Source organism: Catenuloplanes atrovinosus (assembly GCF_031458235.1).
GTDB classification, from domain to species: domain Bacteria; phylum Actinomycetota; class Actinomycetes; order Mycobacteriales; family Micromonosporaceae; genus Catenuloplanes; species Catenuloplanes atrovinosus.
In genome coordinates, this window is sequence record NZ_JAVDYB010000001.1 from 1,075,544 (window position 1) to 1,099,937 (window position 24,394).

Sequence of the window (24,394 nt, forward strand, 5' to 3'; positions counted from 1 at the left end):
GCCGACTCGGGCGAGGAGCGGAAAATCAAGACCCCTGATCAGGGGTACGCCGACGAAGTCGCCTGTCGGCTTTCGGACTAAAACGCGATTTAGCGGTAGGAACGGGACGTGGCCGCGCTGGCGGCGCGAGGGAAGGGGTGTGCCCGTGGAGAGCTTCGGGGCCCGGCTGAACCGGATGGTGGCCGCGCGCGGCCCGCTGTGCGTGGGAATCGACCCGCACGCGACTCTGCTGGAGCGATGGGGCCTGAGCAACGACGTGGAGGGCCTGACGCGGTTCAGCGAGACCGTGGTGGAGGCGCTCGCGGACCGGGTCGCGGTGTTCAAACCGCAATCGGCCTTTTACGAACAATTCGGATCAAAGGGACTGGCGGTCCTTGAGTCAATTATCCGACAGTTGAGAGAGGCCGGAGCGCTTGTCCTGCTGGACGTGAAGCGGGGTGACATCGGCTCGACGGTCGCGGCGTATGCCAACGCATACCTGGACGCATCGAGTCCGCTCTATGTCGACGCGATCACCGCCAGCCCGTTCCTGGGCGTCGGTTCGCTGGCTCCGATGTTCGACCTGGCGGCGAAGAATGGCGGCGGCGTTTTCGTTCTGGCGCTCACGTCGAATCCGGAGGGCGGTTCCGTTCAGCGCGCGGTGGCCGCCGACGGCCGCACCGTCGCGCAAACCGTCATCGACGAGATTTCCCAGCTCAACGCGGGTGCGACGCCGATCGGAAGCATGGGTCTCGTGGTGGGCGCCACGGTGGGTGACACCGGACATGATCTTTCTCGGGTGAACGGTCCGCTGCTCGCGCCGGGTCTCGGGGCCCAGGGTGGTACCGCTCGGGACCTACGCACCGTGTTCGGCTCCGCGGTCGGCTCGGTGCTTCCGTCGTACTCGCGTGAAGTTCTCGGAAAGGGTCCGGAAATCGCCGGGTTGAGGGCCGCCGCCGAGCGCGTACGGGACGACGTCCGGGCGGCATTGTCCGCCGCGAGCTGAGTAATTGCCTAGTCACGCTTAGTCGATCATGGTGTGGCCACGTTGCCGAAAGCGGCGCTGACCGCTAGTTTTCCCCGCGCTGGGAACCACATGCCCCTTTGGTTCCTGGTCACACCACGTTTCACAGAGCGCCGGTAGTGGATGCCGACGCGTAAGGGACCTGAGGAGAACTGGTGCCGCTCCCGTCACTGAGCCCCGAACAGCGTGCAGCCGCGCTGGAGAAGGCTGCTGAGATCCGTAAGGCTCGTGCTCAGCTCAAGGAGGAGCTCAAGCAGGGCAAGACGACCCTCGCCTCCGTGCTCGACCGCGCGGAGGGCGACGACGTCGTCGGCAAGCTGAAGGTTTCGGCCGTCCTCCAGGCGCTGCCGGGCATCGGCAAGATCCGGGCCACCCAGATCATGGAGAAGCTCAAGATCGCCGAGAGCCGTCGCCTTCGTGGCCTCGGCGAGCAGCAGCGCAAGGCTCTGCTCGCGGAGTTCGCGTCCAACTGAACGCGGAAATCGCCTCGTGCGGGTCTGCCGGGCGCCGGGAATCCGGGGTTCGCTGCAGGCCCGCACGGGGCACCGTGTAGGAATTAGCGTGTGAGCATGAGTGACGACGCCCGCCCGCCTGCCCGGCTCACCGTCCTCTCCGGCCCGTCAGGGGTCGGCAAGGACAGCGTGATCGAGCTGATCCGGGCCCGCTCGCCGTGGATCTGGCTGTCGGTGTCGGCGACCACCCGGCGCATGCGCGACTACGAGGTCGAGGGTGAGCACTACTTCTTCGTCGACCGCGCGGAGTTCGAGCGCCTGCGCGCCGGCGATCAGCTGCTGGAGTGGGCCGAGTTCGCCGGCAACCTCTACGGCACGCCCCGCGGCCCGGTCGAGGCCCGGCTGCGCGAGGGCGCGCCCGTCCTGCTGAAGATCGACCTCCAGGGCGCGCGGCAGGTCAAGGCCGCGATGCCCGACGCCCAGCTGGTCTTCCTGGCCCCGCCCTCGGTCGAGGAGCTGCGCCGCCGCCTGATCGGGCGCGGCACGGACGACGAGGAGACCATCCGCCGCCGGCTGGCCCACGCGGACGAGGAACTGGCCGCGCAGTCGCTCTTCGACGTGACCATCGTCAACGACTACGTCGAGCGTGCCGCGGACGAGCTGGTAGGGTTGCTCAGTTCGCCGGTCTTGACACCGGCGCAGCCGGCACCTCAGGCTTGATCGTTCTGCTGTTCGTTAGGGGTTTGAGAGAACCGTGGGAATCATCGCTGACCCGCAAGGCATCACCAGCCCGCCCATCGACGAGCTGCTGGAGAAGACCACCTCCAAGTACGCGCTCGTCATCTTCGCCGCGAAGCGCGCCCGCCAGGTGAACGCGTACTACAGCCAGCTCGGCGAGGGCCTGCTGGAGTACGTCGGTCCGCTGGTCGAGACCACGCCGCAGGAGAAGCCGCTCTCCATCGCCATGCGCGAGATCAACACCGGCCTGCTCACGGCCGAGCCGACCGACCAGCCGTAAGACCGATGAGTGGTCCGCAGGTCGTCCTCGGCGTCGGGGGCGGAATCGCCGCGTACAAGTCATGCGAGCTCCTGCGGCTCTTGACCGAGTCCGGTCACCGGGTCCGGGTGGTGCCCACCGCCGCCGCGCTGCGGTTCGTGGGCGCCCCGACCTGGGCCGCGCTCTCCGGGCAGCCGGTCGCCGACGAGGTCTGGGACGGCGTCCACGAGGTCCCGCACGTGCGCATCGGAAAGTCCGCCGATCTGGTGGTGGTCGCACCCGCCACGGCGGACCTGCTGGCCAAGGCCGCGCACGGCATCGCCGACGACCTGCTGACCAACACGCTGCTCACCGCGCGCTGCCCGGTGATCTTCGCGCCGGCCATGCACACCGAGATGTGGGAGCACCCCGCCACGGTGGCGAACGTGGCGCTGCTCCGCGAGCGGGGAAGTCTCGTCATCGAGCCCGCGTCCGGGCGCCTCACCGGCGCGGACACCGGCAAGGGCCGCCTGCCCGACCCCTCCGCGATCTTCGCGTTCGCCCGCCGGGTGCTGGCGCGCGGCCCCGCTGCCGCCCCGGCCAACCCACCCCCGACCGGGCTGAAGGCAGAGCTTGCCGATCTTCAGGGCCGGCACGTCGTGGTCACCGCGGGTGGCACGCGCGAGCCGCTCGATCCGGTGCGGTTCCTGGGGAACCGGTCGTCCGGCAAGCAGGGGTACGCGTTCGCGACCGCCGCGGCGGCCCGGGGCGCCCGGGTGACGCTCGTCTCGGCGAACGTCGCGTTGCCCGACCCGGCCGGCGCCGACGTCGTCCGGGTGGGCACCACCGAGGAATTGCGCAAGGCGGTCGTGGCGGCCGCGGACGGCGCGGACGTGGTGGTGATGGCCGCGGCGCCGGCCGACTTCCGGCCCGCCGCCGTGGCCGATCAGAAGATCAAGAAGGCCGAGGACGGCGCCGCGCCGGTGATCGAGCTGGTGACGAACCCGGACATCGCGGCCGAGCTCGGCGCGCGCAAGCCGCCCGGGCAGGTGCTGGTCGCCTTCGCGGCCGAGACCCACGACGCGATCGAGAACGCGCGCGGCAAGCTGCGGCGCAAACGGGCCGACCTGATCGTGGTCAACGAGGTCGGCGTGGACAAGGTCTTTGGCGCCGACGCCAACGCAGCTACTGTTCTGGCTGCTGACGGATTCGAGACCCGGTTCGACGAGCGGCCCAAGGAAGATCTGGCGGACGCCGTGCTGAATCTGGTAGTCAGGCAGCTAAGCTCGACCACCGCATAGCGTTTGCCCCCCAAACCCAGGGGATTGGTAGACAACTAGGCTGCATCTGCAGTTTCGTTTCGACTTACCTAGAGGAGCACCGTGGCACGCCGTCTGTTCACCTCCGAGTCGGTCACGGAGGGCCACCCGGACAAGATCGCTGACCAGATCAGCGACGGCATTCTGGACGCGCTTCTCGCGCAGGACCCGGCCAGCCGGGTCGCCGTGGAGACGCTCATCACCACCGGCCAGGTTCACGTCGCCGGCGAGGTGACCACGAAGGCGTACGCCGACATTCCCGCAATCGTCCGCGAGACGATCCTGAACATCGGCTACGACTCCTCGAAGAAGGGCTTCGACGGCGCGTCCTGCGGCGTCAGCGTCTCCATCGGCGCGCAGTCGCCCGACATCGCGCAGGGCGTCGACACCGCCATCGAGGCCCGCGAGGGCGAGTCCGACCACCTGCTCGACTCGCAGGGCGCCGGCGACCAGGGCATGATGTTCGGCTTCGCCTGCTCGGAGACGCCCGAGCTGATGCCGCTGCCGATCGCGCTGGCCCACCGCCTGGCCCGCCGCCTGTCCCAGGTGCGCAAGGACGGCACCGTGCCGTACCTGCGGCCCGACGGCAAGACCCAGGTCACCATCGAGTACGACGGCCTGCGCCCGGTCCGGCTCGACACGGTCGTGGTCTCCTCGCAGCACGCCGCGGACATCTCGCTGGACTCGCTGCTCACGCCGGACATCCGCGAGCACGTGATCGCGCCGGAGCTGGAGGGTCTCGGCCTCGACGTCGAGGGCTACCGCCTGCTGGTCAACCCGACCGGCCGCTTCGAGATCGGCGGCCCGATGGGCGACGCCGGCCTCACCGGCCGCAAGATCATCGTCGACACGTACGGCGGGTACGCCCGGCACGGCGGCGGCGCGTTCTCCGGCAAGGACCCGTCGAAGGTCGACCGCTCCGCGGCGTACGCGATGCGCTGGGTCGCCAAGAACGTGGTCGCGGCCGGCCTGGCCGAGCGCGTCGAGACCCAGGTGGCGTACGCGATCGGCAAGGCCCACCCGGTCAGCCTCTTCGTCGAGACGTTCGGCACCGAGAACGTGCCGGTCGAGCGGATCGAGAAGGCCATCCACGAGGTCTTCGACCTCCGCCCGGCCGCCATCATCCGCGACCTCGACCTGAAGCGCCCGATCTACCAGCAGACCGCCGCCTACGGCCACTTCGGCCGCGAGCTGCCGGAGCTGCGCTGGGAGTCCACCGACCGCGCCGCCGACCTCAAGTCCGCCGCGGGCGCCTGACCGCACCACCGCACGGGCCCGGAAACGCTTCGGCGTTTCCGGGCCTTCGTCGTGTGCCGTGCGGGTCAGGCGTCGCGGAACTCGAGGGCGTGCAGGGCGGCGGTGAAGTCCTGGGAGCCGTGGCCGAGAACGACGGTCTCCTCCATCAGGCGGTGCATGGTCTCGGTGAGCGGGACCGAGACGCCGGCGGTGCGGGCGGCGCCGGCGACCAGGGACAGGTTCTTCAGGACGTCGGCGGCGCCACCCTGGATGCTGAAGTCGCGGTCGACCAGCTTGGGTGACTTCACCCGGGAGATGTCGCTGGTCATCTGGCTGTCGTCGACGATGGCGCGCAGCGTGGCCAGGTCCAGGTTGTTGCGGGCGGCGAAGTGGAACGCCTCGACCAGGCCCATCACGCTGCTCAGCATGAAGATGTTGGTGGCCAGCTTCATGGTCAGCGCGTCCGGGACCGGGCCGCAGACGATGATCTCGCGGCACATCGGGGCCAGGACCGGGCGTACCGTCCCGATCGCGTCCGGCTCGCCGGCCACCATGGCGACCAGCTCACCCTTCTCGGCGGGCACCCGCGAGCCGGAGACCGGCGCCTCGACGTACGTGCCGCCGCCCGCGTGGACGGCGGACCGCAGGCGCAGCGAGTCCTCCGGCGAGATCGTGCCCATGTGCACGACGGTGCGGCCGGCGACGTCCGCGTCCTCCAGCACGGCATCGGCCGCGGCGGCGTTGGCCAGCATCAGGACGATCACCCCGGCGCGCGTGAAGACCTCGGCGGCGGTGGCGGCGACGTGCGCGCCGGCCTCCCGCAGCGGCTCGGCCCGCGAGGCCGTGCGATTCCAGACGACGAGGTCGGTGCCGGCGCGGACGAGGTTCAGCGCCATCGGCTGACCCATGGTCCCCAGCCCGACGAAACCCACGGTTGTCATAGGTGCCCTCCGAAGTCACGGCAACTCGCGGTGAGAGAACGTGACCGGCACCGCCCCCGGTTCGCCCCCTATGGCTCACCTCACCCCACCCCCGCCCGCGTGCGCTCTGCCCGCGCGCGCTCTGCCCGCGCGCACTGTCCGCGCGTGCTCTGTCCGCGCGTGCTCTGTCCGCGCGTGCTCTGTCCGCGCGTGCTCTGTCCGCGCGTGCTCTGTCCGCGCGTGCTCTGTCCGCGCGCGCCCCGTCCGCGCCGATCTAGGGCGGATTCGCGTGATTGGAGATCGAAGTGCGGGAATCCGCCCTAGATCGGCGCGGCAGCGGGGCGGCGCGGCAGTGGGGCGGCGGCGCGGCAGTGGGGCGGCGGCGCGGCAGTGGGGCGGCGGCGCGGCAGTGGGGCGGCGGCGCGGCGGCGGGGCGGCAGTGGGGCGGCGGCGGGGCGGCAGTGGGGCGGCGGGGCGGCGGCGCGGCGGCGGCGCGGCGGCGGGGCGGCAGGGCGGCAGCGGGGCGGCGGCGCGGCGGCGGGGCGGCGGCAGCGGGGCGGCGGGGCGGCAGCGGGGCGGCGGCGCGGCAGGGCAGCGGGGCGGCGGCGCGGCAGCGCGGCAGGGCAGCGGGGCGGCGGCGCGGCAGCGGGGCGGCGGCGCGGCGGTGCGGTGGTGCGGTGGTGAGCGGGGGCGGTGGGTGGGTCAGGGGGCGACGAAGATGCAGAAGGGGTGGCCGGACGGGTCGGCGTAGACGCGGAGTGGCTCCGGGGTGTCGTCGCCGGTGCGTTCCAGCAGCAGGGTGGCGCCCAGAGCGAGTGCGCGGGAGTGCTGGGCGTCCAGGTCGGCGACGCTGGGCACGACGAGGTCGAGGTGGAGCTGCTGGGGGATGCCGGGGGTGGGCCAGGTGGGGCGGGGCAGCGAGGGCACGTGCTGGAAGGCGAGCCGGGGCGGGCCGCCGGGTTCGCGGAGTACCAGCCAGTCGCGGCCGAGCGGGTCGTCGGCACCGGGGGCGGGGGGCTCGTCGCCGGGGCGGTATTCCAGGGCGAGCAGTTCGCGATAGAACTCGGCGAGGGCGCGCGGGTCGGGGGTGTCCAGCACCACCTGGCGGATGGCCGGGACGCTCACGCCGGCCCGTTCGGTGCGGTGTCCGTCTGTTTCGCGCGCAAGCTCGCTCATGCCGGACGGTTCTGTCCGTGTTGGTGGCGCCGAGCCGGTGATTCGCTCATGCCGCCATTGTGCCCACCGCCGGGCCGGATGGCCCGGCCCGGCGGCGTCGGGGCTCAGGTGGGGCGGCGGCGTTCGATGGGGAGGCGGGAGCGGGTCAGCAGGCCCGCGCCGAGCATCGCGACCAGCGGCACCACCAGGATCAGACCCAGGTGCGCCCACGGTACGGCCAGCGGGTAGAGCGCCTCCAGCGGCCACGTGCCGGAGATCGTGGCGTTGCGGGCGGCCAGCACGGCGAAGGCCGAGCCGATCCCGGCCAGGATGCCGAGCACCGAGCCGAGGCCGGCGATCACGCCGGACTGGCTCAGCGACAGCAGCCGGCGCACGCGTGGTGCGGCGCCGATCGCGGCCAGCGTGGACAGGTCCGCGCGGCCGTCCGCCGCGGCCAGGCCGGTCGCCATCCCGGCCGCGCCCAGCGTGATCAGCCCGGATGCGGCGGCGAGCATCAGGGCGACCGGGTCCCCGTCGTCGGCGGGGCCGCTCTCCACGTGCGCGCTGCCGGATCCGGCCTCGGCCAGCGCCGAGTTGAGCCGGTCGAGGTCACTCACCGCGGGCGCCGGGGCGGTGGCGACGACCAGCCCGGCCGGCGCGTGGGCCAACCCGGCCCGCTCGACCGCGGCCGGGGACAGCACCACGCCGGCGCCGAACGGGCCGGACTCCAGCAGGTATCCGGGCACCGTGATGTCCTCGGACTCCGACTCGTCGGCCCCGGGCAGCATTCGCAGCCGCTGCACCGAGACCATGCCGTTGTCGATGTGGGACGGGTCGCCGACGACCACGCCGCCCCGGTCCAGCATGGCCGCGGCCCGGTCCAGGTCGGCACCGGACGCGCCGGTCAGCGCGACCAGCGCGTCGCGCCCGCCGACCGCGGACCGGAACGTCACGCCGGTGTGCCGCCAGATCCGCTCGCACCGGGGGTCCCGGGCCAGCGTCTCGATCTCCTCCCGGGTGGTGGGCTCGTTCTCCTCGCCGGGGCAGCGGTGCGCCGGCGCGACCATCAGCTCGATCGCGCACGACTCGTACCCGCTCCCGTCCGGGCAGGTCACCTCCGAGATCTCGGTGGCCGTCGCGCCCGGCAGCGCGGCGGTGACCGCGGCCCGCGCCAAGCCCTCGGACGCCGGGTCGTAGTCGTCGCGGTAGGTGTCGTACTGGACGGTGACGTACCCGTCCGGCACTCCCGGCCGGTAGCCGGCGTTGTCCTTCGCCTCCGTACTGACCAGGTAGACGCCGATCGCGACCGTGCCGGCGACCGCGGCCATCACGGCGGAGACGGCCGGTGCGGCCGCCGCGCGGTTGCGGGCGGCGTCGCGCAGCGCGATGCGCGGCGCGGGCGGCAGCGCGCCGCCGAGCCGTGCGATCAGGCCGACCAGCGACGGCGTGCACAGCACCAACCCGAGCTGGGCGATCACCAGGCCGGCGACGATGCGCTCGGCACCCCAGTTCGCGGCGTCCTGCGGCCCGGTGGCGGCGATGGCGCCGCCGGCCGCGGCCAGCACCAGGCCGGCGATCAGCCACCGGCGCTTGGACCGGACCACGCCCCGGCGCCCGGTCAGCGCCGCCACCACGTCGGCCCGCGCGGCGGTGAACGCGGGCACCGCCGCGGCCAGCACGCCGGTGACCACGGCCAGCACCACGATTCCGGCCAGCGAGGTCGGGCTGAACCGGTAGGCGCCGAACCGCGCGTCGACCAGGTCCTCCACGAACGGGCGCCCGACGACGGCCAGAATCACGGCGAGCACCAGGCCGATGGCCGCGCCGGCGAGGCCGAGCGTCAGGCCGTCCGCGAGCACGATGCGGCGCAGGTGGGCGCGGGTGCCGCCGTTGGCGGCGACCAGGGCCAGGGAACGCTGCCGCCGCCGGGCGCCGACCGCGAACGCCGGGCCGGCCAGCAGGATGATCTCCAGCATGGCGAGTCCGGACACCACCGGCAGGAGCGCGAACGTCCGGCTCGGCGGCGTGTCGTCGAACGTGACGGCGGTGGTCGACGGGTCCGGCGGGTCGAGCAGCACGGCGCGCGAGGTGACCGCGATGCCGCGCCGGTTGATCTGGTTGACCTGGGCCCAGTCGACCGGCTCCGGCGTGTCGGCCAGCCACACGGACGGGCTGCCGCCCTGCTCCAGCGCGTGGGTGCCGGGCGGGAAGAGCATCAGCTCGCCCAGCTCGGCCGGGAACTCGACGGTGCCGACCACGGTCCAGGTGCGGTCGCGCTCCCGGTTCTGGATCGTGTCGCCGAACCGCTCCCGGGCGGCCTCGGACATGGCCACCTCGCCGGGCCCGGCCGGTGCCCGGCCGTCGACCAGCTCCACCATGCCGCGGAAGATCGGGTCGGCCAGGTCCAGCTCCACGAAGGGGGCGTTCGCCAGGCCACCGGCCGCGGTCCGGAACTGGTCGCCGGAGCTGCCCATCGACACGACGCGGCTGCCCATGGGCAGCACGTCGAGCGCCTCGGCCTCGGTCATGCTGGCCCGGCCCTGGTGGCTCTCGGAGTCGGTCGTGCTCGCCGGCATCCACATGTCGCCGTCCGGGCCCTGCACGATCGGCTCGGTGAGTCTCGGCAGCAGCAGCGCGTCCGCGGCGCCGAGCTGGCGGGTGGCCGTCTCCTCGGGCGTGAGCACGTACATGTCGTAGGAGGCGGCCGCGTATCCGAGCGCGGCGACCGGGACCGCGATCATGGCGACCACCATCGCGGACCGGCCCTTGGCGCGGCGCATCTCGCGGCGGGAGATCCGCAGCGCGGTCAGCCACGATCTCATGAGGCGCGCTCCAGCAGGTCGTCCGCGCTGCCGAGCGGGCCGGACGAGTCGATGATCACGCCGTCGCGCAGGAAGATCACCCGGTCGGCCCAGCCCGCGTGCCGGGCCTCGTGCGTGACGAGCAGGCCGGCCGCGCCCGCGTCGACGCGCTCGCGCAGCACCCGCAGCACGGCCTCGCCGGTCTGCGAGTCCAGCGCGCCGGTCGGCTCGTCGGCCAGCACCAGGCGGCGCTCGCCGACCAGCGCGCGGGCGATCGCCACGCGCTGCTGCTGGCCGCCGGACATCTCGTCGGGGAAGCGGCCGGCCAGGTCGGCGAGCCCGACCTCGGACAGCGACGCGATCGCGGCGCGGCGGGCCGCGCGGATGCTCACGCCGTCCAGCTCCAGCGGGAGTGACACGTTCTCCGCGGCGGTGAGGCTGGGCAGCAGGTTGAAGTCCTGGAAGACGTAGCCGATGGTCCGGCGCCGCACCCGGGAGAGCTCGCGGTGGCTGAGCGTGCCGAGCGAGGCGCCCTCCACGCGCACCTCGCCGCTGGTCGGGCGGTCGAGGCCGCCGGCCAGGTTGAGCAGCGTGGACTTGCCGGAGCCGGACGGCCCCATGATCGCGACCAGTTCGCCGGGGCGGACGGTCAGCGTGACGCCGCGCAGCGCCTGCACCGCCTGCGGGCCGGTGCCGTGCGTGCGGTGGACGTCGTCGAGTGCCAGCACCGAGTCGGTCATCGTCCGGCTCCCTCGGGTTCCTTGGCCGCCGGGTCCGCGGCGGGCGTGGGTGCGGCGGCGGACGTGGGGCCGGTCCCGGATGGGCGGCGGCGCAGGATCGTCGCCTCGCAGTGGTCCAGCCAGCGGATCTCCGCCTCACACTGGAAGATCATCGCGTCCAGGACCAGCGGCCACGACAGATCGGCGGACTCCGCGGCGTCCTGGCCGCGCTTGAGCCGGGTGTACTCCTGGAGCGCGCGGATGCCGGCGGCGCGCTGGCTCTGCACGACCGCCGACACGTCCACGCCCGGCGTGGCCATGGCGAGCGCGAGCTTGATGGCGAGTTCGTCGCGCGGCCGGTCGGTGCGTTCGATCGGCGTGGCGAACCAGCGGGTCAGCTCGGCGCGGCCGGTCTCGGTGATCTCGTACGGCCGCTGGCCGCCGTCGTTCTCCGGCAGCGGGTGCACGAACCGGTCGCGTTCGAGGCGCGACAGCGTGGTGTAGACCTGCCCGATGTTCAGCGACCAGGTGCCGCCCACGCTCTCCTCGAACGCGGCGCGCAGCTGGTAGCCGTACATGGGACCGCGCTCCAGGAGCGCGAGCAGGCCATGGCGAATGGACATACCTACGGAGTATGCATACCGAGTATGTGGTGCGCAAGAAGCGCAGGTCAGCGCCGGCGCGCGAGTGTCTACGCCGGTTGCGAGTGCCGCGGCGCGGGCAGCGAGCCCCATGTCCGCGGCCGACCCGTGCCCGCGGGAGCATGCGGGACCGGCGCCGCCGGAAGCGGGCAGATCATCATCGGGCGAAGCCCGTGAGGAGGCCGGTGTAGAGCTTGGCCGGGGGTGGCGCGTACTCGTCGCGGGGCGACGTGCGCAGGCCGAGGCGGACCAGTGACTCGGCCAGCGTGACGGCCGCGGCGACGCCGTCGATGACCGGGACGCCCAGCTCGGCGGTGGCGGCCGCGCAGAGGTCGGCCATGCCGGCGCAGCCCAGCACGATCACGTCGGAGCCGTCGTGGTCGAGCGCGTGGCGGGCCAGCGCCACCACGCGGTCCAGCGACTCCGGCGAGAGCGAGAGCACCGGGATGTCGGTGGCGTGCACGCCCCGGCAGGCGTGCGGCGGGCAGTACCGGGCCGCGAGGTCGCGGGCGCGTCCGCGGGTCCGGGACAGCGTGGTGACCACGCTGAAGCCGCGGCCGAGCAGTGTGGCGGCGTGCATGGCGGCCTCCGCGATGCCGATCACCGGGCCGGTCGCCAGCTCGCGGGCCGCGTCCAGGCCGGGGTCGCCGAAGCAGGCGATGACGTGCGCGTCCGCCGGGGCGTCCGCGACCGCGCGCAGGACGCCGGGCACGGCCAGCGCCTCGTCGTAGTGGCTCTCGATGGAGGCCGGGCCCATGACCGGCGTGATCGCCTCGATCAGCGTGCCCGGGCCGGCCGCGGCCCGGGCACTCGCCTCGATCGTGGCGGTCATCGCCTCGGTGGTGTTCGGGTTGATGACCTGGATCCGCACGGTCAGGCCCGGCTCAGCTCGCGCACCCGGAACGGGCCGGCCAGCGCCAGGTACGCGCCGAGGCCGAGCGCCATGCCGATGAACCAGCTGTACTGGGCGATCCCGTGCATGCCCGGCCCGCCGGTCCAGAGCACCGGGACCATCGCGACCAGCGCGCCGATCGCGGTGGCGGTGAGCGCGGCCGGGTTGTAGCCCTTCCGGTAGTGGTAGCGGCCGGTGGGGGAGAGCGTGAACATGTCGTCCACGTCGACGCGCTGGCGGCGGATCAGGTAGTAGTCGGCGATCAGCACGCCGAACAGCGGGCCGATGAACGCGCCCAGCACCTCCAGCGTGTAGTGGATGACCTCGGGGTTGTTGTAGAGGTTCCACGGTGTGATCAGTACCGACCCGACCGCGGCGATCATGCCGCCCGCCCGCCAGGAGATGCGCTGCGGGCTGACGTTGGAGAAGTCGAACGCGGGGGAGATGAAGTTCGCGACGATGTTGATGCCGATCGTGGCGATGGTGAAGGTGAGCGCGCCCAGCACGATCGCGAACGTGCTGTCGATGCGCGCCACGGTGGCGACCGGGTCGGTGATCAGCTCGCCGAAGACCGGCATGGTCAGCGACGCGGTGACCACCGTGAGCAGCGAGAAGACCAGGAAGTTGACCGGCAGGCCGAGCAGGTTGCCGGTCTTGACCGCACGGAAGCTGCGCCCGTACCTGGAGAAGTCGCCGAAGTTCAGCATCGGGCCGGAGAAGTAGGAGACGACCAGCGCGATCGCGCCCAGCATCACCGGCAGCGCGTCCCAGCCGTGGTAGCGGACCTCGCCGAGGGTCAGGTTGATCGAATCCCAGCCGGCCCGGTAGATCAGGTATCCGGTCAGCGCGAACATCACCACGTAGACCGCGGGGCCGCAGAAGTCGATGAACCGGCGGATCGTCTCCATGCCGGTCCAGAACACGGCCGCCTGCAGGACCCAGAGCAGCGCGTACGAGCACCAGCCGAGCAGCGGCAGGCCGAGGAAGCCGTACTGGTCCACGTCCGCGTACGGTGCGAGGCCGGGCCACAGCTTGAGCAGCACCACGTCGAGCGCGGCGCTGGCCAGGTAGGTCTGGATGCCGTACCAGGCGACCGCGATCAGGCCGCGGATCACCGCGGGCACGTTCGCGCCGAGCACGCCGAACACGCTGCGGCAGATCACCGGGTACGGCACGCCGGTCAGCTGCGACGGCTTGGCGACCAGGTTGCAGAAGACGTAGACGATGGTGATGCCGGCCAGCAGCGACACCAGCACCTGCCAGCTGGACAGCCCGAGCGCGAACAGGCTGCCCGCGGTGACGTAGCCGCCGACGCTGTGCACGTCCGACATCCAGAACGCGAAGATGTTGTACGCGCCCCACCGCTGTTCCCGCAGCGGGGCCAGATCCTCGTTGGTCAGCGCCGGGTCGTACCCGGGCTTGATGTTCCCGCTGCCGACCGGCATGCCGGCGGCCTCGACGAGATCCTGCGGGGGGTGCAGTGTGTCGGCCATGGTGCGCTCCTGGTAATCGGGCCTGCGCGATCCGTGAGGCACACGCTATGAACGTTTGATTTCGCCGGGATGAGCGGAGATATATATCTTCCGGGCCTGCCGGGGCGGTGTTCACGCTGCGTACAGGCCCGCGACGGCGAGCTACAGTTCTGTCGCATTACCGGCCAATCGGTGCAGGAGGTGTGCGGGTCTGCCACACAGGTCAGACGGAGATCTTGCGTACAATCCGCGTCTGCGGACGGGACCCCTCACCTTCGCGGTTTCGCCGCCGACCGTATGGGTCGACCGGACGTCGAGCACGAGCACAGGATCGGGAGGACACGCTGGTGCGTAATGACCGCCTGCCGGTGCCCGTGTCGCCCTATGGTCCGTGGCCGGAGCTGGCGCTGCGCGTCCACGACCTGACCATCCGCGGCCACCACACCGAGGGCCTGCACACCGCGGACGAGTCCGAGGCGATCCTGCTGCTGCTCGGCGACCAGCGCACCTGGCGGGTGGCCCGGCTCGGCCGGATGTACGCGCTGGCCGCGCTCGGCCGGCACGACGAGGCGCTGACCATCGGCGAGGCGCTGATCGCGGACACCTACTACGGCGGGCCGCGCGCCACCGATGCCAAGATCATGGCGGACACCGCGCGGGCGTACATCAGCATCGCGCGCATCGACGAGGGGCTGCACTACATCGCGCGCGCCATGTCCGTGCTGGACACGGCGCCGACCGGCGGGCCCCGCTACTTCTCCGCGATGGCGTCGCTGTGCGAGGCCGCCAAGTACGCGGAGCTGTTCGAGCTGGCCGACGAGATCATGCGGCGCGCGCTCGGCGCCCCGGAGGCGCCCGAGCTGTGGCGCACCTCCGCCGAGCTGCAGCACGCGGAGCTGCTGCTGGAGTGGGGCGTCCGGCTGGAGCAGGTGGACCGGATCGAGGACGCCGCGCTGGAGACCGGCAAGGCCGTCGTGCTGCTGCGGAAGACCACCGACCGGGACATCGACTCGCCGCTGGCGTTCGCGCTGCTCGCGCTGGGTGCGGCGAAGCAGGGCGACCACGCGGAGGCGATGGGGCACGTCGACCGGCTGCTGCTGAGCATGCGCGCGGCCGGCCAGAGCCACGAGGCCCGGCTGCTGCACCTGGCGCACGGCATCGTGCTGCGCGACCGGGGGGATCTGCGCGGCGCCCGCCGCGAGTTCCAGGCCGGCCTGGAGCTGGCCGTGCTGGCGTCGCAGCGGCTGCTCTACCGGTACGAGCTGGCTCGCCTGGCGCTGCGCGAGTCGCCGGGTGAGGCCACCGCGTCCGTCTTCGCCGCGCTGCGCCTGCACGTCGAGGCGCTGTGGCGGCTGCGGCTGGACCGCCGCACCATGCTCCGCCAGGCGCACCGCCGGGTGGAGCTGGAGGCGGCGCGGTCCCGCGCGGACGCGGCGGCCAGCTCGGACGCGCTCACCGGGCTCGGCAACCGGCGCATGTTCGACCGGCGGATGGAGCACCTCAGCGACGTCGGCTCGCTGCTGCTGATCGACGTGGACGAGTTCAAGGGCATCAACGACCGGTACTCGCACGGCGTCGGCGACCGCGTGCTCGGCGAGATCGCGGCCGTGCTGCGCGCGCACTGCCGCCACGACGAGGTCGCGATCCGGTTCGGCGGCGACGAGTTCGCCATGTTCCTGTCCGTGGGCGAGCGCGAGGCCCGGGTGGTGGCGGAGCGCATCCGCCAGGTCATCCTCACCCGGGACTGGCACCAGATCGCGCCCGGCCTGCGGGTCACGCTGAGCATGGGCCTGGCCCAGTGCGTGGCCGGCGACTCCGGCCGCGACCTGTACGACCGCGCGGACGCCCGGCTCTACCTGGCCAAGCGCGGCGGCCGCAACCAGCTCGCGGCCGCCTGACGCCCGCCCTCAGCCCACGTGGATGCCGGGGCGCCGGGCCGCGTCCCGCTCGGTCTGGCGGATGATCTCGCGGACCACCGGCGCGGTGTCGCCGCGGCCGAGGAGCAGGTAGCGCAGCAGGTGGACGACCGGGCTGCCCTCGGCCCACTCGAAGTAGCAGTGCGGGCGTACCCCGGTGGCGTCGCGCAGCGCGAGCAGCACGGCCGCGATCGCGTTCGGCGCCGCCGGTGACTGGGTGCGCAGGACGCGGTACGGGCCGACCTGCACGCCGGTGACCCGCAGCACGCCGCTGAACGCGGACGGATCGGCCACGTCGACCTCCAGGAACAGCACGTCGGCGCGGCCCGGGACCGGGTTGATGCCGCGCTGCTCGCCCTCCTTCTCCGCGTACTCCTGCTCGGCGCCGGTGTGCCGCCGGTTCGCGATCAGGTTCAGCGCGCCGTCGTGCGCGATCGAGTCCGCGATGAACGCCCGGGCCGCGTCGTCGAACTCGATCCGGTCCGCGCGCAGCTCCGTCGTGCGCGTCACCCGGGAGATCAGCGAGACCACGATGATCCCGGCGATGAACAGTGCGGAGATGGCGATGCCGTCCGGCTTGGCGATGATGTTCTCCGCCATCGCGTACAGCAGCACCAGCGTCAGCACGGCGAACCCGATGCTCGCCCAGCGCCTGCGGTGCCGGATGGCGAACACGGTGACCGCGACCGCGCCGGACACCATCATCGCCAGGATGCCGGTCGCGTACGCGCCGGCCTGCGCGTTGACGTCCGCCCCGAACGCGATCGTGAGCACCACGCTGATCAGCGTGTAGACCAGCACCACCGGCCGGACCGCGCGGGACCACTCCGGCGCCATGCCGTAGCTGGGCAGGTAGCGCGGCACGATGTTGATCAGGCCGGCCATCGCGGACGCGCCGGCGAACCACAAGATCAAGATCGTGCTGATGTCGTACGCCGTGCCGAACGCCTCCCCGAGCCGCTCGTGGGCCAGGTAGGCCAGCGCCCGCCCGTTCGCCGGGCCGCCCTCCTCGAAGGCCTCGTGCGGGATCAGCACGCTGGTCACGAAGCTGGTCGCGATCAGGTAGAAACTCATGATCACCGCGGCGGCGGTGAGCAGCCGGCGCGTGTTGCGCACCCGGCTCTCCAGGCGCTGCGCCGCGTCCTCGCCCTTCGCCGCGACCAGCGGCATCATGCTCACGCCGGTCTCGAATCCGGACAGCCCCAGCACCAGCAGCGGGAACGCCACCACCGCGGTGGTCACCACGCCGAAGAACCCGTCCTGGCCGGTGGTCAGCGCGGTGGTCCAGCCCGCCAGCGCGCCCGGCGTGCTGAACACGTCGGTCAGCCCGACGCCGACCACGACCAGGTTCAGCCCGAGGAACACCGCGACCAGCGGGATGGCCACGCCGACCGCCTCGCTGAAGCCGAGCAGGAAGACGCCGCCGAGGATGAGCAGCATCACCACCGTGATCAGCACGGCCTGGCCGTGGAAGACACCCGGCAGGTACGGGTTCTCCAGCAGGTGCACGGACGCGTCCGCGGCGGAGAGCGTGATCGTCACGATCCACGAGGTGGCCACGAAGCCCAGCAGGATCAGCACGAACAGCTTGCCCCACCAGAACGGCAGCAGGTTCTCCAGCATCGCCACCGAGCCCTGGCCGTGCGGGCTCTCCCGGGCCACCCGCCGGTACATCGGCAGCATGCCGAGCAGCGTCAGCGCCACGATCAGCAGCGTGGCCAGCGGCGACAGCACGCCCGCGGCCAGCGCCGCGATGCCCGGCAGGTAGGCCAGCGTGGAGAAGTAGTCCACGCCGGTCAGGCACATCACCTTCCACCAGGCCTGCGGGCGGGCGTGCGACTCGTCGGTCTCCGGGCCGGGCGGCTGCACCCGGTCCTTCAGCAGCCAGCGGCCCAGCGGCGTGCCCGGCGGCCGTTCCCGGGCCGGGCTGTCCACGTACGCCGGAATCGTCAGCTCCGGGCTGCCGCCCATGTCGTCTCCCTCGATCGTGATCCGTCGGGCACGGTACCCCTCCGCCGCCCGCCGTCAACGTCGCGTCGATACCTTCGTGATCCGCTCGCGCCATGCGAGCTTCCTACGACGCGACCGCCGGCGAGGACCTGAGCGTGTTCGACGTGGTGCGGCGGGACATCGGCGTGGACGGTCACCGGGGTGCCGCGCTGGCCGGCACCGTGTTCGGCCGGCCGGACCACACCGGCACCGGACCGGGGGTGTTCGTGCTGCACGACGGCGGCAACCGGTTCACCGGGCTGTCGCTGATCCTGCCGTTGCTGGCCGCGCACGACGTGGTGGTGGTCACGGTCGACCGCCGGCTGCCGCCGGAGCATCCGGACCCGTACCCGGTGGAGGACGCGTACGCGGCGCTGACCTGGACCGCGCGCAACGGGGGCGACCTCGGCATCGATCCGGGCCGGCTGGTCCTGGCCGGGATCGGTGCCGGCGGGGGACCGGCCGCCGGGACCGCGCTGCTGGCCCGCGACCGCGGCGGGCCGGCGCTGCTCGGGCAGTTGCTCATCGACCCGATGCTGGACGACCGGGACCGGGCCGGCGGGCACCACCGGCACGCGTGGTCCGCGCTGCTCGGCGCGCGGGCGGGCACGTCGGACGTGTCGCCCTACGCCGCGCCGGCCCGCGCCTGGGATCTGTCCGGGCTGCCGCCCGCGTTCGTGGACGTGGACGCCGACGACGTGGTCCACGACGAGGCCACCGGGTACGCGAGCCGGATCCGGGCCGAGGGCGGCGCGGCCGAGTCGCACGTCCGGCCGGGCGGCACACCGGCGGCGGACCGCGCCGCGGCCGAGGCCCGGTCCGCCTGGCTGGGACGGCTAGTCGCCGCCACCACCCCCGTCGCCGCCGCCTGAGTCGCCCCAGCCGCCGTCGTCGCCGCCGCCGTCACCGCCGCGCGACCAGCGGCCTCCCCGGGAGAAGATCAGGAAGAGCCCGGCCACGACGAACAGCAGCGGCAGGCAGTAGAGCGCCAGCGTGACCGTGCCGGGGATGACGATCGCGGCGTCGCCGTCGACGCGCGCGTCCACCGCTGAGCCGGTCTCCAGGTTCACGCCGCGGATCTCGCCGGTGACCGCGGCGCCGTCCCGCGTCCAGGAGGCGGCGCAGAGCCGCTCGGTCTGGTTGACGCCGGACTCGCACGGGCCCTCGACCAGCACGGTGGTCTCCGGGTACGTGTACGACACCAGGTACGGCCAGCCGAGCTGGCCGAAGGCGAACACACCGACCACGATGAAGATCGCGCCGATGAGGAGCCGGCGGACGGCCGACAGGAGCGTGCCCATGGCGCGTCACCCTATCGACCGCCGCCCATTTTATCGAGGTATATCGGCCCAGAACTCGCATTGATGCGCGGTCTCCGCGTCCAGCTCACCGATCGCGTCCGGGGCCGGGAGAAGCGGCACGTCCGGGTGCCGCCGCCACGACGATCGCGGCGGCGGCCCAGGCACTGCGCACAGGGGAATTCTTACCCGGTCCGGAGCGCGTGGAAGCGGTTCCCCTCCGGGTCCTCGAGCAGCCAGCCGTCCTCGTCCACGTCCGGCCCGGAGATCAGCCGGGCGCCGTGCGCGATCAGGTCCTTCGGCGTCTCGTCGCGCAACGTCACGTGCCAGTGCAGGCGGTTGCGGACCGGCCGCGGGTCGGTCACCGGGTCGAAGACCATGTAGTCCCACGGAAACTCGGGCGCGCCGGTCACCGAGACCGCCTCACCCTCGTGCTCCAGCCGGCCGCCCAGCACCTCGCTCCACCACCGCGCCAGGTCGCGCGGCTGCTCACACTTCACGACCAGCTCGAAGATGCCGGCGGGCCGCTCGTCGGCCGCCGGGTACGCACAGAACTCGTTGCCCTCCGGGTCGGCCAGCACGTACCACGGCTCCGCGCCGGGATCGCGGACCACCCGCGCGCCGGCGTCGACCAGCGCGTGCGGCTCCTTCTCCGGCAGCCGCAGGTCGACGTGCACGCGGGCGCCGTCCGGCGGGAGACTCCGCATCTGCCGCAGCCGCAGGATCTCGGCGTCCGGACGCCGGGGTATCTTGTCGATCCGGGCCCGCCCCGGCCCCTCCGGCCGCAGCGTGCCACCGCCGAGCGCGGCCCGCCAGAACGTCGCCTGGGCGTCCGTATCGAGAACGTCGAGTGACAGCCCGTCGAATTGCACCATCGGGCGCGTCGCCTTGATCAGATCTTCGGAAAGCATGACCAGGAGTACCGCGTCGAACGGCGCGGTAAACGGGGTTAACTGATTTCACCGGAATGGGTGCCCTATAGCAACGGCTCGGTCGGCTCCAAACGGTCGCGATACCAGGATTCGATCATCGGCCAGAGGTCGGCGTCATTGTTATCAAGCGCTTGAGCAGCTCTTTTGCCTAGCTTGGCGGGCAGATACTCCCACAGGTGATTGCCGTCCGCGGCCTGCACAGAGCCCTTCGCCAGCAGCGGCTCGTAACGCGCGGTGCCGGCCGGGCCGGAGACCGTGTAAACGCCGTGCTCGTGCCGTCGGATCAGATCCGCCACCGTCTTTCTCCTTTCTCCTCCCGATTCGTACCCGTTCTTTTCGGGATGTCACCATGCCTGCGGGGGATTGCGCTCCCGGGTTTCATCTTTCCCGCTCCGGGTAGCCACGACGTCATGACGACGGACCCGCAGTACGTAGCCGCCGGCCTGGCGGCCGCCCGCGCCGCCGCGGACCGCGCGGAGAACGACGACGCCACCCACGCCGGCGAGGTCGTCGGCGCCGACGACGCCCGCGCCGACGCCATCCGCGCCGGCGCCGACGACACCCTCCCGGCCCCCACCCGCGACACCGACCCCACCCCCGTCGGCCGCGCCGACGCCGAGGCCGACCGCGACCGCGCGGCGGGCTGATCCACCCCCAGTGCGTGGCCGTGGTCCGGGTGGGGCGCCCGGACCACGGCCATTCCCATGCCGCCGGACGCGGCTGGCGCTGATCGCCGACGTTCGCCCCGTGTCGCGGAGGATGCGGAACTCGGCCAGGCCGGGAGCGGGCACCGGGAGCGGGCACCCGGGAATCGCCGGCCGTCAGGTCGGTTCCCGGCGCCGGCGGAACGGCGTCTCGCACCCGGCCGCGAACACCCGGGCCGTGATCAGGGCGGCCGGGACGGCCAGGGCCACGGTGAGCCAGAAGGCGGCCGGGCGGGAATCGGTGTGCGGCCGGGCGAGCAGCGTGCTGATCGCCGCCACGATCGGCATGTGCACGAGGTAGAGGCTGTAGGAGAAATCGCCGAGGGCCCGCAGCGGCCCGCTGTGCAGCAGCTGGATGGTGCGGGCCGGGCGCCCGGTGGCCAGCCCGGCGAGCAGGAACGCGATCGCCGGGCCGATGGCGAGGTCCAGCCAGTAGTAGTGTGCGCCGGTCCAGGCCGGGCCGCGGACGGCGGCCAGCGTCAAGACCGGTGCGGCGGCCAGCACGGCCAGCCCGAGCCAGGGCAGGCGCCGGATTCGCGGGCCTGCCGGGATCACCCCGGCGGCCAGCATGCCGAGCGTGAACAGCGGGGCGAGTTCCACCGTGTAGCCGGTCGCCCGCGGCCCGGAGGCCAGGCCGAGCAGGCCGGCGAGGACGACCGGCACGATGACCAGGCCGAGGGTGGCGGTCGCGCCGAGGTGCCGGCGGGCCGCCAGCAGCAGCGGGAAGGACAGGTACAGGCCGGCCTCCACGGCGATCGACCAGAACGCGCCGTTCGGCGTGGGCACGGCGATGACGTCCTGAAGCAGGAGAGTGTGGACGATCATCGCGCGGAGCGTCGGTGGCGCACTCTGCGGCAGCGACGGCAGGGCGGCCGCGACGACGGCGCTCCCGGCCAGCGCCGCCCAGTAGGCGGGCAAAATCCGCAGCGCCCGCCGCCGCACGAAGCGCGCCGCGCCGCCGAGCCGCCAGCCGTGCCGCGCCGGTGCGACGGCCAGCGAGAAGCCGGACAGCGTGATGAACACGACCACCGCGAACCGGCCGTGCACCAGCCAGTCGAGCCCGCCCGGGCCGGTGTTGGCCGGGTAGCCCGGGAAGGACAGCAGCCAGCAGTGGTGCAGCACGACGTACAGCGCGGCCAGGCCACGGATCCCGTCCAGCCCGGGGATGCGGTTGTCGTCGACGGTCACGGGGTCCGTTCCTGGGTTCGGGCGCACGGCGGCGGCAGGCATGACCGGCGGTCATGCCTGGGCGGGACGGGATGCGGGTCAGGGCAGGCGGTGCCGCCGCCAGGTGCGGCCGTCCTCGGAGAGGTACGGTCCGGTCTCCGAGGCCACCAGGTAGCGGCCGGCGGCCACCGGTTCCGGCTGCACCGCGTCGGCGGGGAAACCGGGCAGGTCCACCGGCGTGTACGGCTCGGCGCCGCGACCGCCGAGCGGACCGGCCCACGTCCGGACGACGTGCAGGCCGTCCGCGGTGACGAAGCTGTCGGCGAGCACCGCGCCGGCGATCGTCGCGCCCGCCTGCCAGGTCGTGCCACCGTCGACCGTGTAGTACGTGTCGGACCGGTCGCCCGCCCGATACGTCTGGACGTACGCGGTTCCATCCGGGCCGGCCGCCACCTGCGGCACGTGCATCGCCAGGTCGGTCACGGCCACGTCGGCGCCGGCGAAGACGTGCGTGCGCCAGGTCCGGCCGGCGTCGGCGCTGGTCGCCACCGCGGGTTTGTTCGTGACCGGTTCCAGGCCGGGCACCCACAGGCGCCCGTCGGCCGGCGCGGTGACGTCGGCCGTCCACCGTGCCCGGACGTCGATGCCGGTGGGCTGGGCGGCCAGCGGTGCGAACCGGCCGGTCGCGGGGTCGAGGACGGCGACCGCGCAGTCCGGAAGCGCCAGGAGATGGTCGCAGTCGACCGGCCGGGTGCCCGCCGGGACCGCGTCCACCGGTGTCGTGTCCACCGCGGCGCGCCGCCACGTCCGGCCGCCGTCGCCGGTGATCCACAGTCGGCGGGGCGTCTCGTTGAGCGGGATCTCGTGCCAGACCACGGTTTCCGGGGCGAGGGAGGTGAGCACGGCCCGGCGGGCGTCACCGCCGGAACCGGTCGCGGGCGGCACGGTGCGCCGCTCCCAGGACGCGCCGTCGTCCGAGGAGGCGTAGAACTCCGGCGGGCACGTCGTGCAGCGGGTGAGCAGCCCGTACAGGTCCGTTCCGCCGGCCGTCGCCGAGGTCATCCGCGGCCAGGCCGCATCCTGATCGAGGGTCGGCGCGGCGGCCGGGACGGCGGGACGCTCGTCCGCCGTGCCTCGCACCGCCACGCCGAGCCCGGCGAGGACCAGCACGGCCGCGAAGAAGGCCGAGGCCACGGTACGGCGCCGGCGCACCGCACGCGCCCGCCCGCGCACGGTGCCGAAGTCCGGCTGGCGCACCGCCGCACCCACCTCGGCCCGGAGACCGTCGAAGTCCGATTCAGGCATGACGGACCTCCCGGGGCAGCGGCGCGGGTTCCTCGCCGGACAGCCGTGCGGGTTCTCCGCCGGACGACGCCGGGGGTGCCTCGCCGGACAGCGGTGTGGATTCCTCGTCGGACAGCAGGCGGGCGAGCGCGGTGCGGCCGCGGGCCAGCCGGGCCTTGACCGTGCCGACCGGGATGCCGAGCGTGACCGCGACCTCGGCCACCGGCAGGTCGGCCACGTGGTGCAGGACCACCACCTCGCGGGTCGGCGGTGCCAGCCGCCGCAGCGCCGCGACCAGCGCCACCCGGTCACCGGAGATCCCCGGCACCGGCGGCGCGACCTCGACCCGGCCCGACCGGACCAGACGGTCGAACAGCCACCGCCGCCGATACCGGGTCCTGGCGATGTTGAGGGCCGCCACCCGGAGCCACCGCTCGGCGTCCTCCGCCTCCAGGAACGACCGCGGCGCCGCCAGCACCCGCGCGAACGCCTCGTGCACCGCGTCCTCCGCCTCGGCCAGCTCACCGACCAGGCCGAACACCTGCGTCACCAGCCGTCGGTAGTGGGCCTCGTACGCCTGCCGCACCGCGTCCTCGGCCTCCACACACCCCTCCCGTCACCACCGCTCGTCCATCAGAGGACAAACGGCCTCCACGTGCGGTTGCATCGGTTCGGCGATTTTCTCGCGCGCGTGATGCGGCGGGCGCCGGGCCGGCCGGGCGGGCCGTCGGGGGGTAGCCGGATCATCGGTGGTAGACGGTGACGTCGATGGTGTAGTGGTCGGCGCGGTAGAGGTTGTCGGCGAATTCGACGGCGGTGCCGGCGGCGTCGAAAGCGGTGCGCTGCATGGCGATCAGCGGGGCGCCGGGGCCGATGTCGAGCAGGCGGGCCTGGGCGGCGGTCGCGGCGCGGGCGGTGATCTGCTGTTTGGCGACGGACGGGCGGCCGTTCTGGGCGCCGAGCAGGTGGTAGAGGCCGTGTGTGGCCAGGTCGGCGGCGGTCACGGACGCGAAGCGGGGCGGGAGCCAGTTGCGCAGGATGGCCAGCGGCGCGCCGTCCGCGTAGCGGAGGCGTTCGCAATGGATCAGACGTTCGCCGTCCGGCAGACCCAGCATGCGGCTGGCGTGCCGGTCCACCGCGAGCGGATCGAAGGCGAGGACCCGGGTGGTCGGGTGGCGGCCGGCCGCGGTCAGGTCGTCGTGAAGGCTGGTGAGGGCGACCCGGCGCCGCACCTGGAGGTCGTTGACCCGGGTGCCGGCGCCGCGTTTGCGGGTGAGCAGCCCGTCCGCGCGCAGTTCCTCGATCGCGCGGCGCATGGTGGGGCGGGAGACGCCGAGGGAGGCGGCGAATGACACCTCGTCCGGCAGGCGTTCGCCGGGCGCCAGCAGGCCGGTCTCGATAGCGTGCACGAGGGCGGTGCTGACCTGCAGGTACAGCGGGTCGGTGGCGCTGCGGTCGAGGTCGATGGGCGGGAGTGGCACGTGATCACCCCGGACAAGCGAGCGTGTTTGTCAGGAC

General features: G+C 73.0%; 24 protein-coding genes. 9 read left to right on the forward strand and 15 right to left on the reverse strand.

All coding sequences use genetic code 11. The features are described 5' to 3' along the window. Positions 1 to 145: 145 nt before the first annotated feature. From pyrF to metK, 6 genes are all read left to right on the forward strand, one after another. Entirely contained in the window at positions 146 to 985 is an 840-nt protein-coding gene (gene pyrF, locus J2S41_RS04785; protein ID WP_310363540.1) for an orotidine-5'-phosphate decarboxylase, read from the forward strand. Positions 986 to 1,158: 173 nt separating this feature from the next. Continuing rightward, positions 1,159 to 1,476, forward strand: a complete 318-nt coding sequence (mihF, locus tag J2S41_RS04790) for an integration host factor, actinobacterial type (protein WP_306832627.1) — start codon at positions 1,159 to 1,161, stop codon at positions 1,474 to 1,476. A gap of 96 nt (positions 1,477 to 1,572) precedes the next feature. Next, positions 1,573 to 2,175: a guanylate kinase gene (gene gmk, locus J2S41_RS04795; protein WP_310363543.1), complete on the forward strand. Its 603-nt coding sequence runs from the start codon at positions 1,573 to 1,575 to the stop codon at positions 2,173 to 2,175. A gap of 34 nt (positions 2,176 to 2,209) precedes the next feature. After that, the gene (rpoZ, locus tag J2S41_RS04800; protein WP_307245511.1) at positions 2,210 to 2,473 is read left to right on the forward strand and encodes a DNA-directed RNA polymerase subunit omega; all 264 of its coding nucleotides are present in this window, start codon (positions 2,210 to 2,212) and stop codon (positions 2,471 to 2,473) included. 5 nt (positions 2,474 to 2,478) lie between these two features. Then, positions 2,479 to 3,732, forward strand: coding sequence for a bifunctional phosphopantothenoylcysteine decarboxylase/phosphopantothenate--cysteine ligase CoaBC (coaBC, locus tag J2S41_RS04805; protein ID WP_310363544.1), 1,254 nt, complete (start codon positions 2,479 to 2,481; stop codon positions 3,730 to 3,732). Positions 3,733 to 3,813: 81 nt separating this feature from the next. Continuing rightward, complete coding sequence (metK, locus tag J2S41_RS04810) at positions 3,814 to 5,007, forward strand: methionine adenosyltransferase (RefSeq protein WP_310363546.1); 1,194 nt, start codon at positions 3,814 to 3,816, stop codon at positions 5,005 to 5,007. A gap of 65 nt (positions 5,008 to 5,072) precedes the next feature. On the opposite strand, the gene J2S41_RS04815 is transcribed toward metK, so the two are convergent. From J2S41_RS04815 to J2S41_RS04845, 7 genes are all read right to left on the reverse strand, one after another. After that, a complete protein-coding gene (locus J2S41_RS04815; protein ID WP_310363547.1) occupies positions 5,073 to 5,927 on the reverse strand; it encodes an NAD(P)-dependent oxidoreductase in 855 nt (284 codons plus the stop codon). Between the two features lie 681 nt (positions 5,928 to 6,608). Continuing rightward, complete coding sequence (locus tag J2S41_RS04820) at positions 6,609 to 7,031, reverse strand: VOC family protein (RefSeq protein ID WP_310363548.1); 423 nt, start codon at positions 7,029 to 7,031, stop codon at positions 6,609 to 6,611. A gap of 155 nt (positions 7,032 to 7,186) precedes the next feature. After that, positions 7,187 to 9,883, reverse strand: a complete 2,697-nt coding sequence (locus tag J2S41_RS04825; RefSeq protein WP_310363549.1) for an FtsX-like permease family protein — start codon at positions 9,881 to 9,883, stop codon at positions 7,187 to 7,189. Continuing rightward, a complete protein-coding gene (locus tag J2S41_RS04830; protein WP_310363550.1) occupies positions 9,880 to 10,602 on the reverse strand; it encodes an ABC transporter ATP-binding protein in 723 nt (240 codons plus the stop codon). Before J2S41_RS04830 ends, J2S41_RS04825 begins: the two co-directional genes overlap by 4 nt. Beyond that, positions 10,599 to 11,204 carry a PadR family transcriptional regulator gene (locus J2S41_RS04835; protein ID WP_310363552.1) on the reverse strand — a complete coding sequence of 202 codons (606 nt, stop codon included), beginning with the start codon at positions 11,202 to 11,204 and terminating at the stop codon, positions 10,599 to 10,601. Before J2S41_RS04835 ends, J2S41_RS04830 begins: the two co-directional genes overlap by 4 nt. Before the next feature lie 175 nt (positions 11,205 to 11,379). Then, the gene (locus J2S41_RS04840) at positions 11,380 to 12,093 is read right to left on the reverse strand and encodes an aspartate/glutamate racemase family protein (protein WP_310363555.1); all 714 of its coding nucleotides are present in this window, start codon (positions 12,091 to 12,093) and stop codon (positions 11,380 to 11,382) included. A gap of 2 nt (positions 12,094 to 12,095) precedes the next feature. Further along, positions 12,096 to 13,607, reverse strand: a complete 1,512-nt coding sequence (locus tag J2S41_RS04845; protein ID WP_310363557.1) for an NCS1 family nucleobase:cation symporter-1 — start codon at positions 13,605 to 13,607, stop codon at positions 12,096 to 12,098. 326 nt (positions 13,608 to 13,933) lie between these two features. On the opposite strand from J2S41_RS04845, the gene J2S41_RS04850 reads away from it, so the two are divergent. Further along, on the forward strand, positions 13,934 to 15,484 hold the full coding sequence (locus J2S41_RS04850; RefSeq protein WP_310363559.1) for a GGDEF domain-containing protein: 1,551 nt from the start codon (positions 13,934 to 13,936) through the stop codon (positions 15,482 to 15,484). A 9-nt stretch (positions 15,485 to 15,493) separates the two neighbouring features. On the opposite strand, the gene J2S41_RS04855 is transcribed toward J2S41_RS04850, so the two are convergent. Then, positions 15,494 to 17,473, reverse strand: a complete 1,980-nt coding sequence (locus tag J2S41_RS04855; protein ID WP_310363561.1) for an APC family permease — start codon at positions 17,471 to 17,473, stop codon at positions 15,494 to 15,496. Positions 17,474 to 17,565: 92 nt separating this feature from the next. Here J2S41_RS04855 and J2S41_RS04860 point away from each other — a divergent pair, with 92 nt between their 5' ends. After that, positions 17,566 to 18,363 (forward strand): alpha/beta hydrolase, encoded by a 798-nt coding sequence (locus tag J2S41_RS04860; protein ID WP_310363563.1) that lies wholly within the window; start codon positions 17,566 to 17,568, stop codon positions 18,361 to 18,363. Here the strand turns inward: J2S41_RS04860 and J2S41_RS04865 are convergent. The 3 genes from J2S41_RS04865 to J2S41_RS04875 all read right to left on the reverse strand — a co-directional run bounded on the left by J2S41_RS04865 (position 18,328) and on the right by J2S41_RS04875 (position 20,017). Continuing rightward, a complete protein-coding gene (locus J2S41_RS04865) occupies positions 18,328 to 18,792 on the reverse strand; it encodes a hypothetical protein (RefSeq protein ID WP_310363564.1) in 465 nt (154 codons plus the stop codon). The two genes, J2S41_RS04860 and J2S41_RS04865, sit on opposite strands and share 36 nt — an antisense overlap. 182 nt (positions 18,793 to 18,974) lie before the next feature. Then, positions 18,975 to 19,700: a VOC family protein gene (locus tag J2S41_RS04870; RefSeq protein WP_310363566.1), complete on the reverse strand. Its 726-nt coding sequence runs from the start codon at positions 19,698 to 19,700 to the stop codon at positions 18,975 to 18,977. A 65-nt stretch (positions 19,701 to 19,765) separates the two neighbouring features. Further along, positions 19,766 to 20,017, reverse strand: coding sequence for a hypothetical protein (locus J2S41_RS04875; RefSeq protein WP_310363568.1), 252 nt, complete (start codon positions 20,015 to 20,017; stop codon positions 19,766 to 19,768). A 114-nt stretch (positions 20,018 to 20,131) separates the two neighbouring features. Here J2S41_RS04875 and J2S41_RS04880 point away from each other — a divergent pair, with 114 nt between their 5' ends. After that, a complete protein-coding gene (locus J2S41_RS04880; protein WP_310363570.1) occupies positions 20,132 to 20,368 on the forward strand; it encodes a hypothetical protein in 237 nt (78 codons plus the stop codon). 174 nt (positions 20,369 to 20,542) lie between these two features. On the opposite strand, the gene J2S41_RS04885 is transcribed toward J2S41_RS04880, so the two are convergent. From J2S41_RS04885 to J2S41_RS04900, 4 genes are all read right to left on the reverse strand, one after another. Beyond that, positions 20,543 to 21,613, reverse strand: coding sequence for an acyltransferase family protein (locus J2S41_RS04885; protein WP_310363572.1), 1,071 nt, complete (start codon positions 21,611 to 21,613; stop codon positions 20,543 to 20,545). A 78-nt stretch (positions 21,614 to 21,691) separates the two neighbouring features. After that, the gene (locus tag J2S41_RS04890; RefSeq protein WP_310363573.1) at positions 21,692 to 22,897 is read right to left on the reverse strand and encodes a WD40/YVTN/BNR-like repeat-containing protein; all 1,206 of its coding nucleotides are present in this window, start codon (positions 22,895 to 22,897) and stop codon (positions 21,692 to 21,694) included. Next, entirely contained in the window at positions 22,890 to 23,480 is a 591-nt protein-coding gene (locus J2S41_RS04895) for an RNA polymerase sigma factor (protein ID WP_310363575.1), read from the reverse strand. Before J2S41_RS04895 ends, J2S41_RS04890 begins: the two co-directional genes overlap by 8 nt. 139 nt (positions 23,481 to 23,619) lie before the next feature. Further along, on the reverse strand, positions 23,620 to 24,357 hold the full coding sequence (locus J2S41_RS04900; protein ID WP_310363577.1) for a GntR family transcriptional regulator: 738 nt from the start codon (positions 24,355 to 24,357) through the stop codon (positions 23,620 to 23,622). Positions 24,358 to 24,394 lie beyond the last annotated feature (37 nt).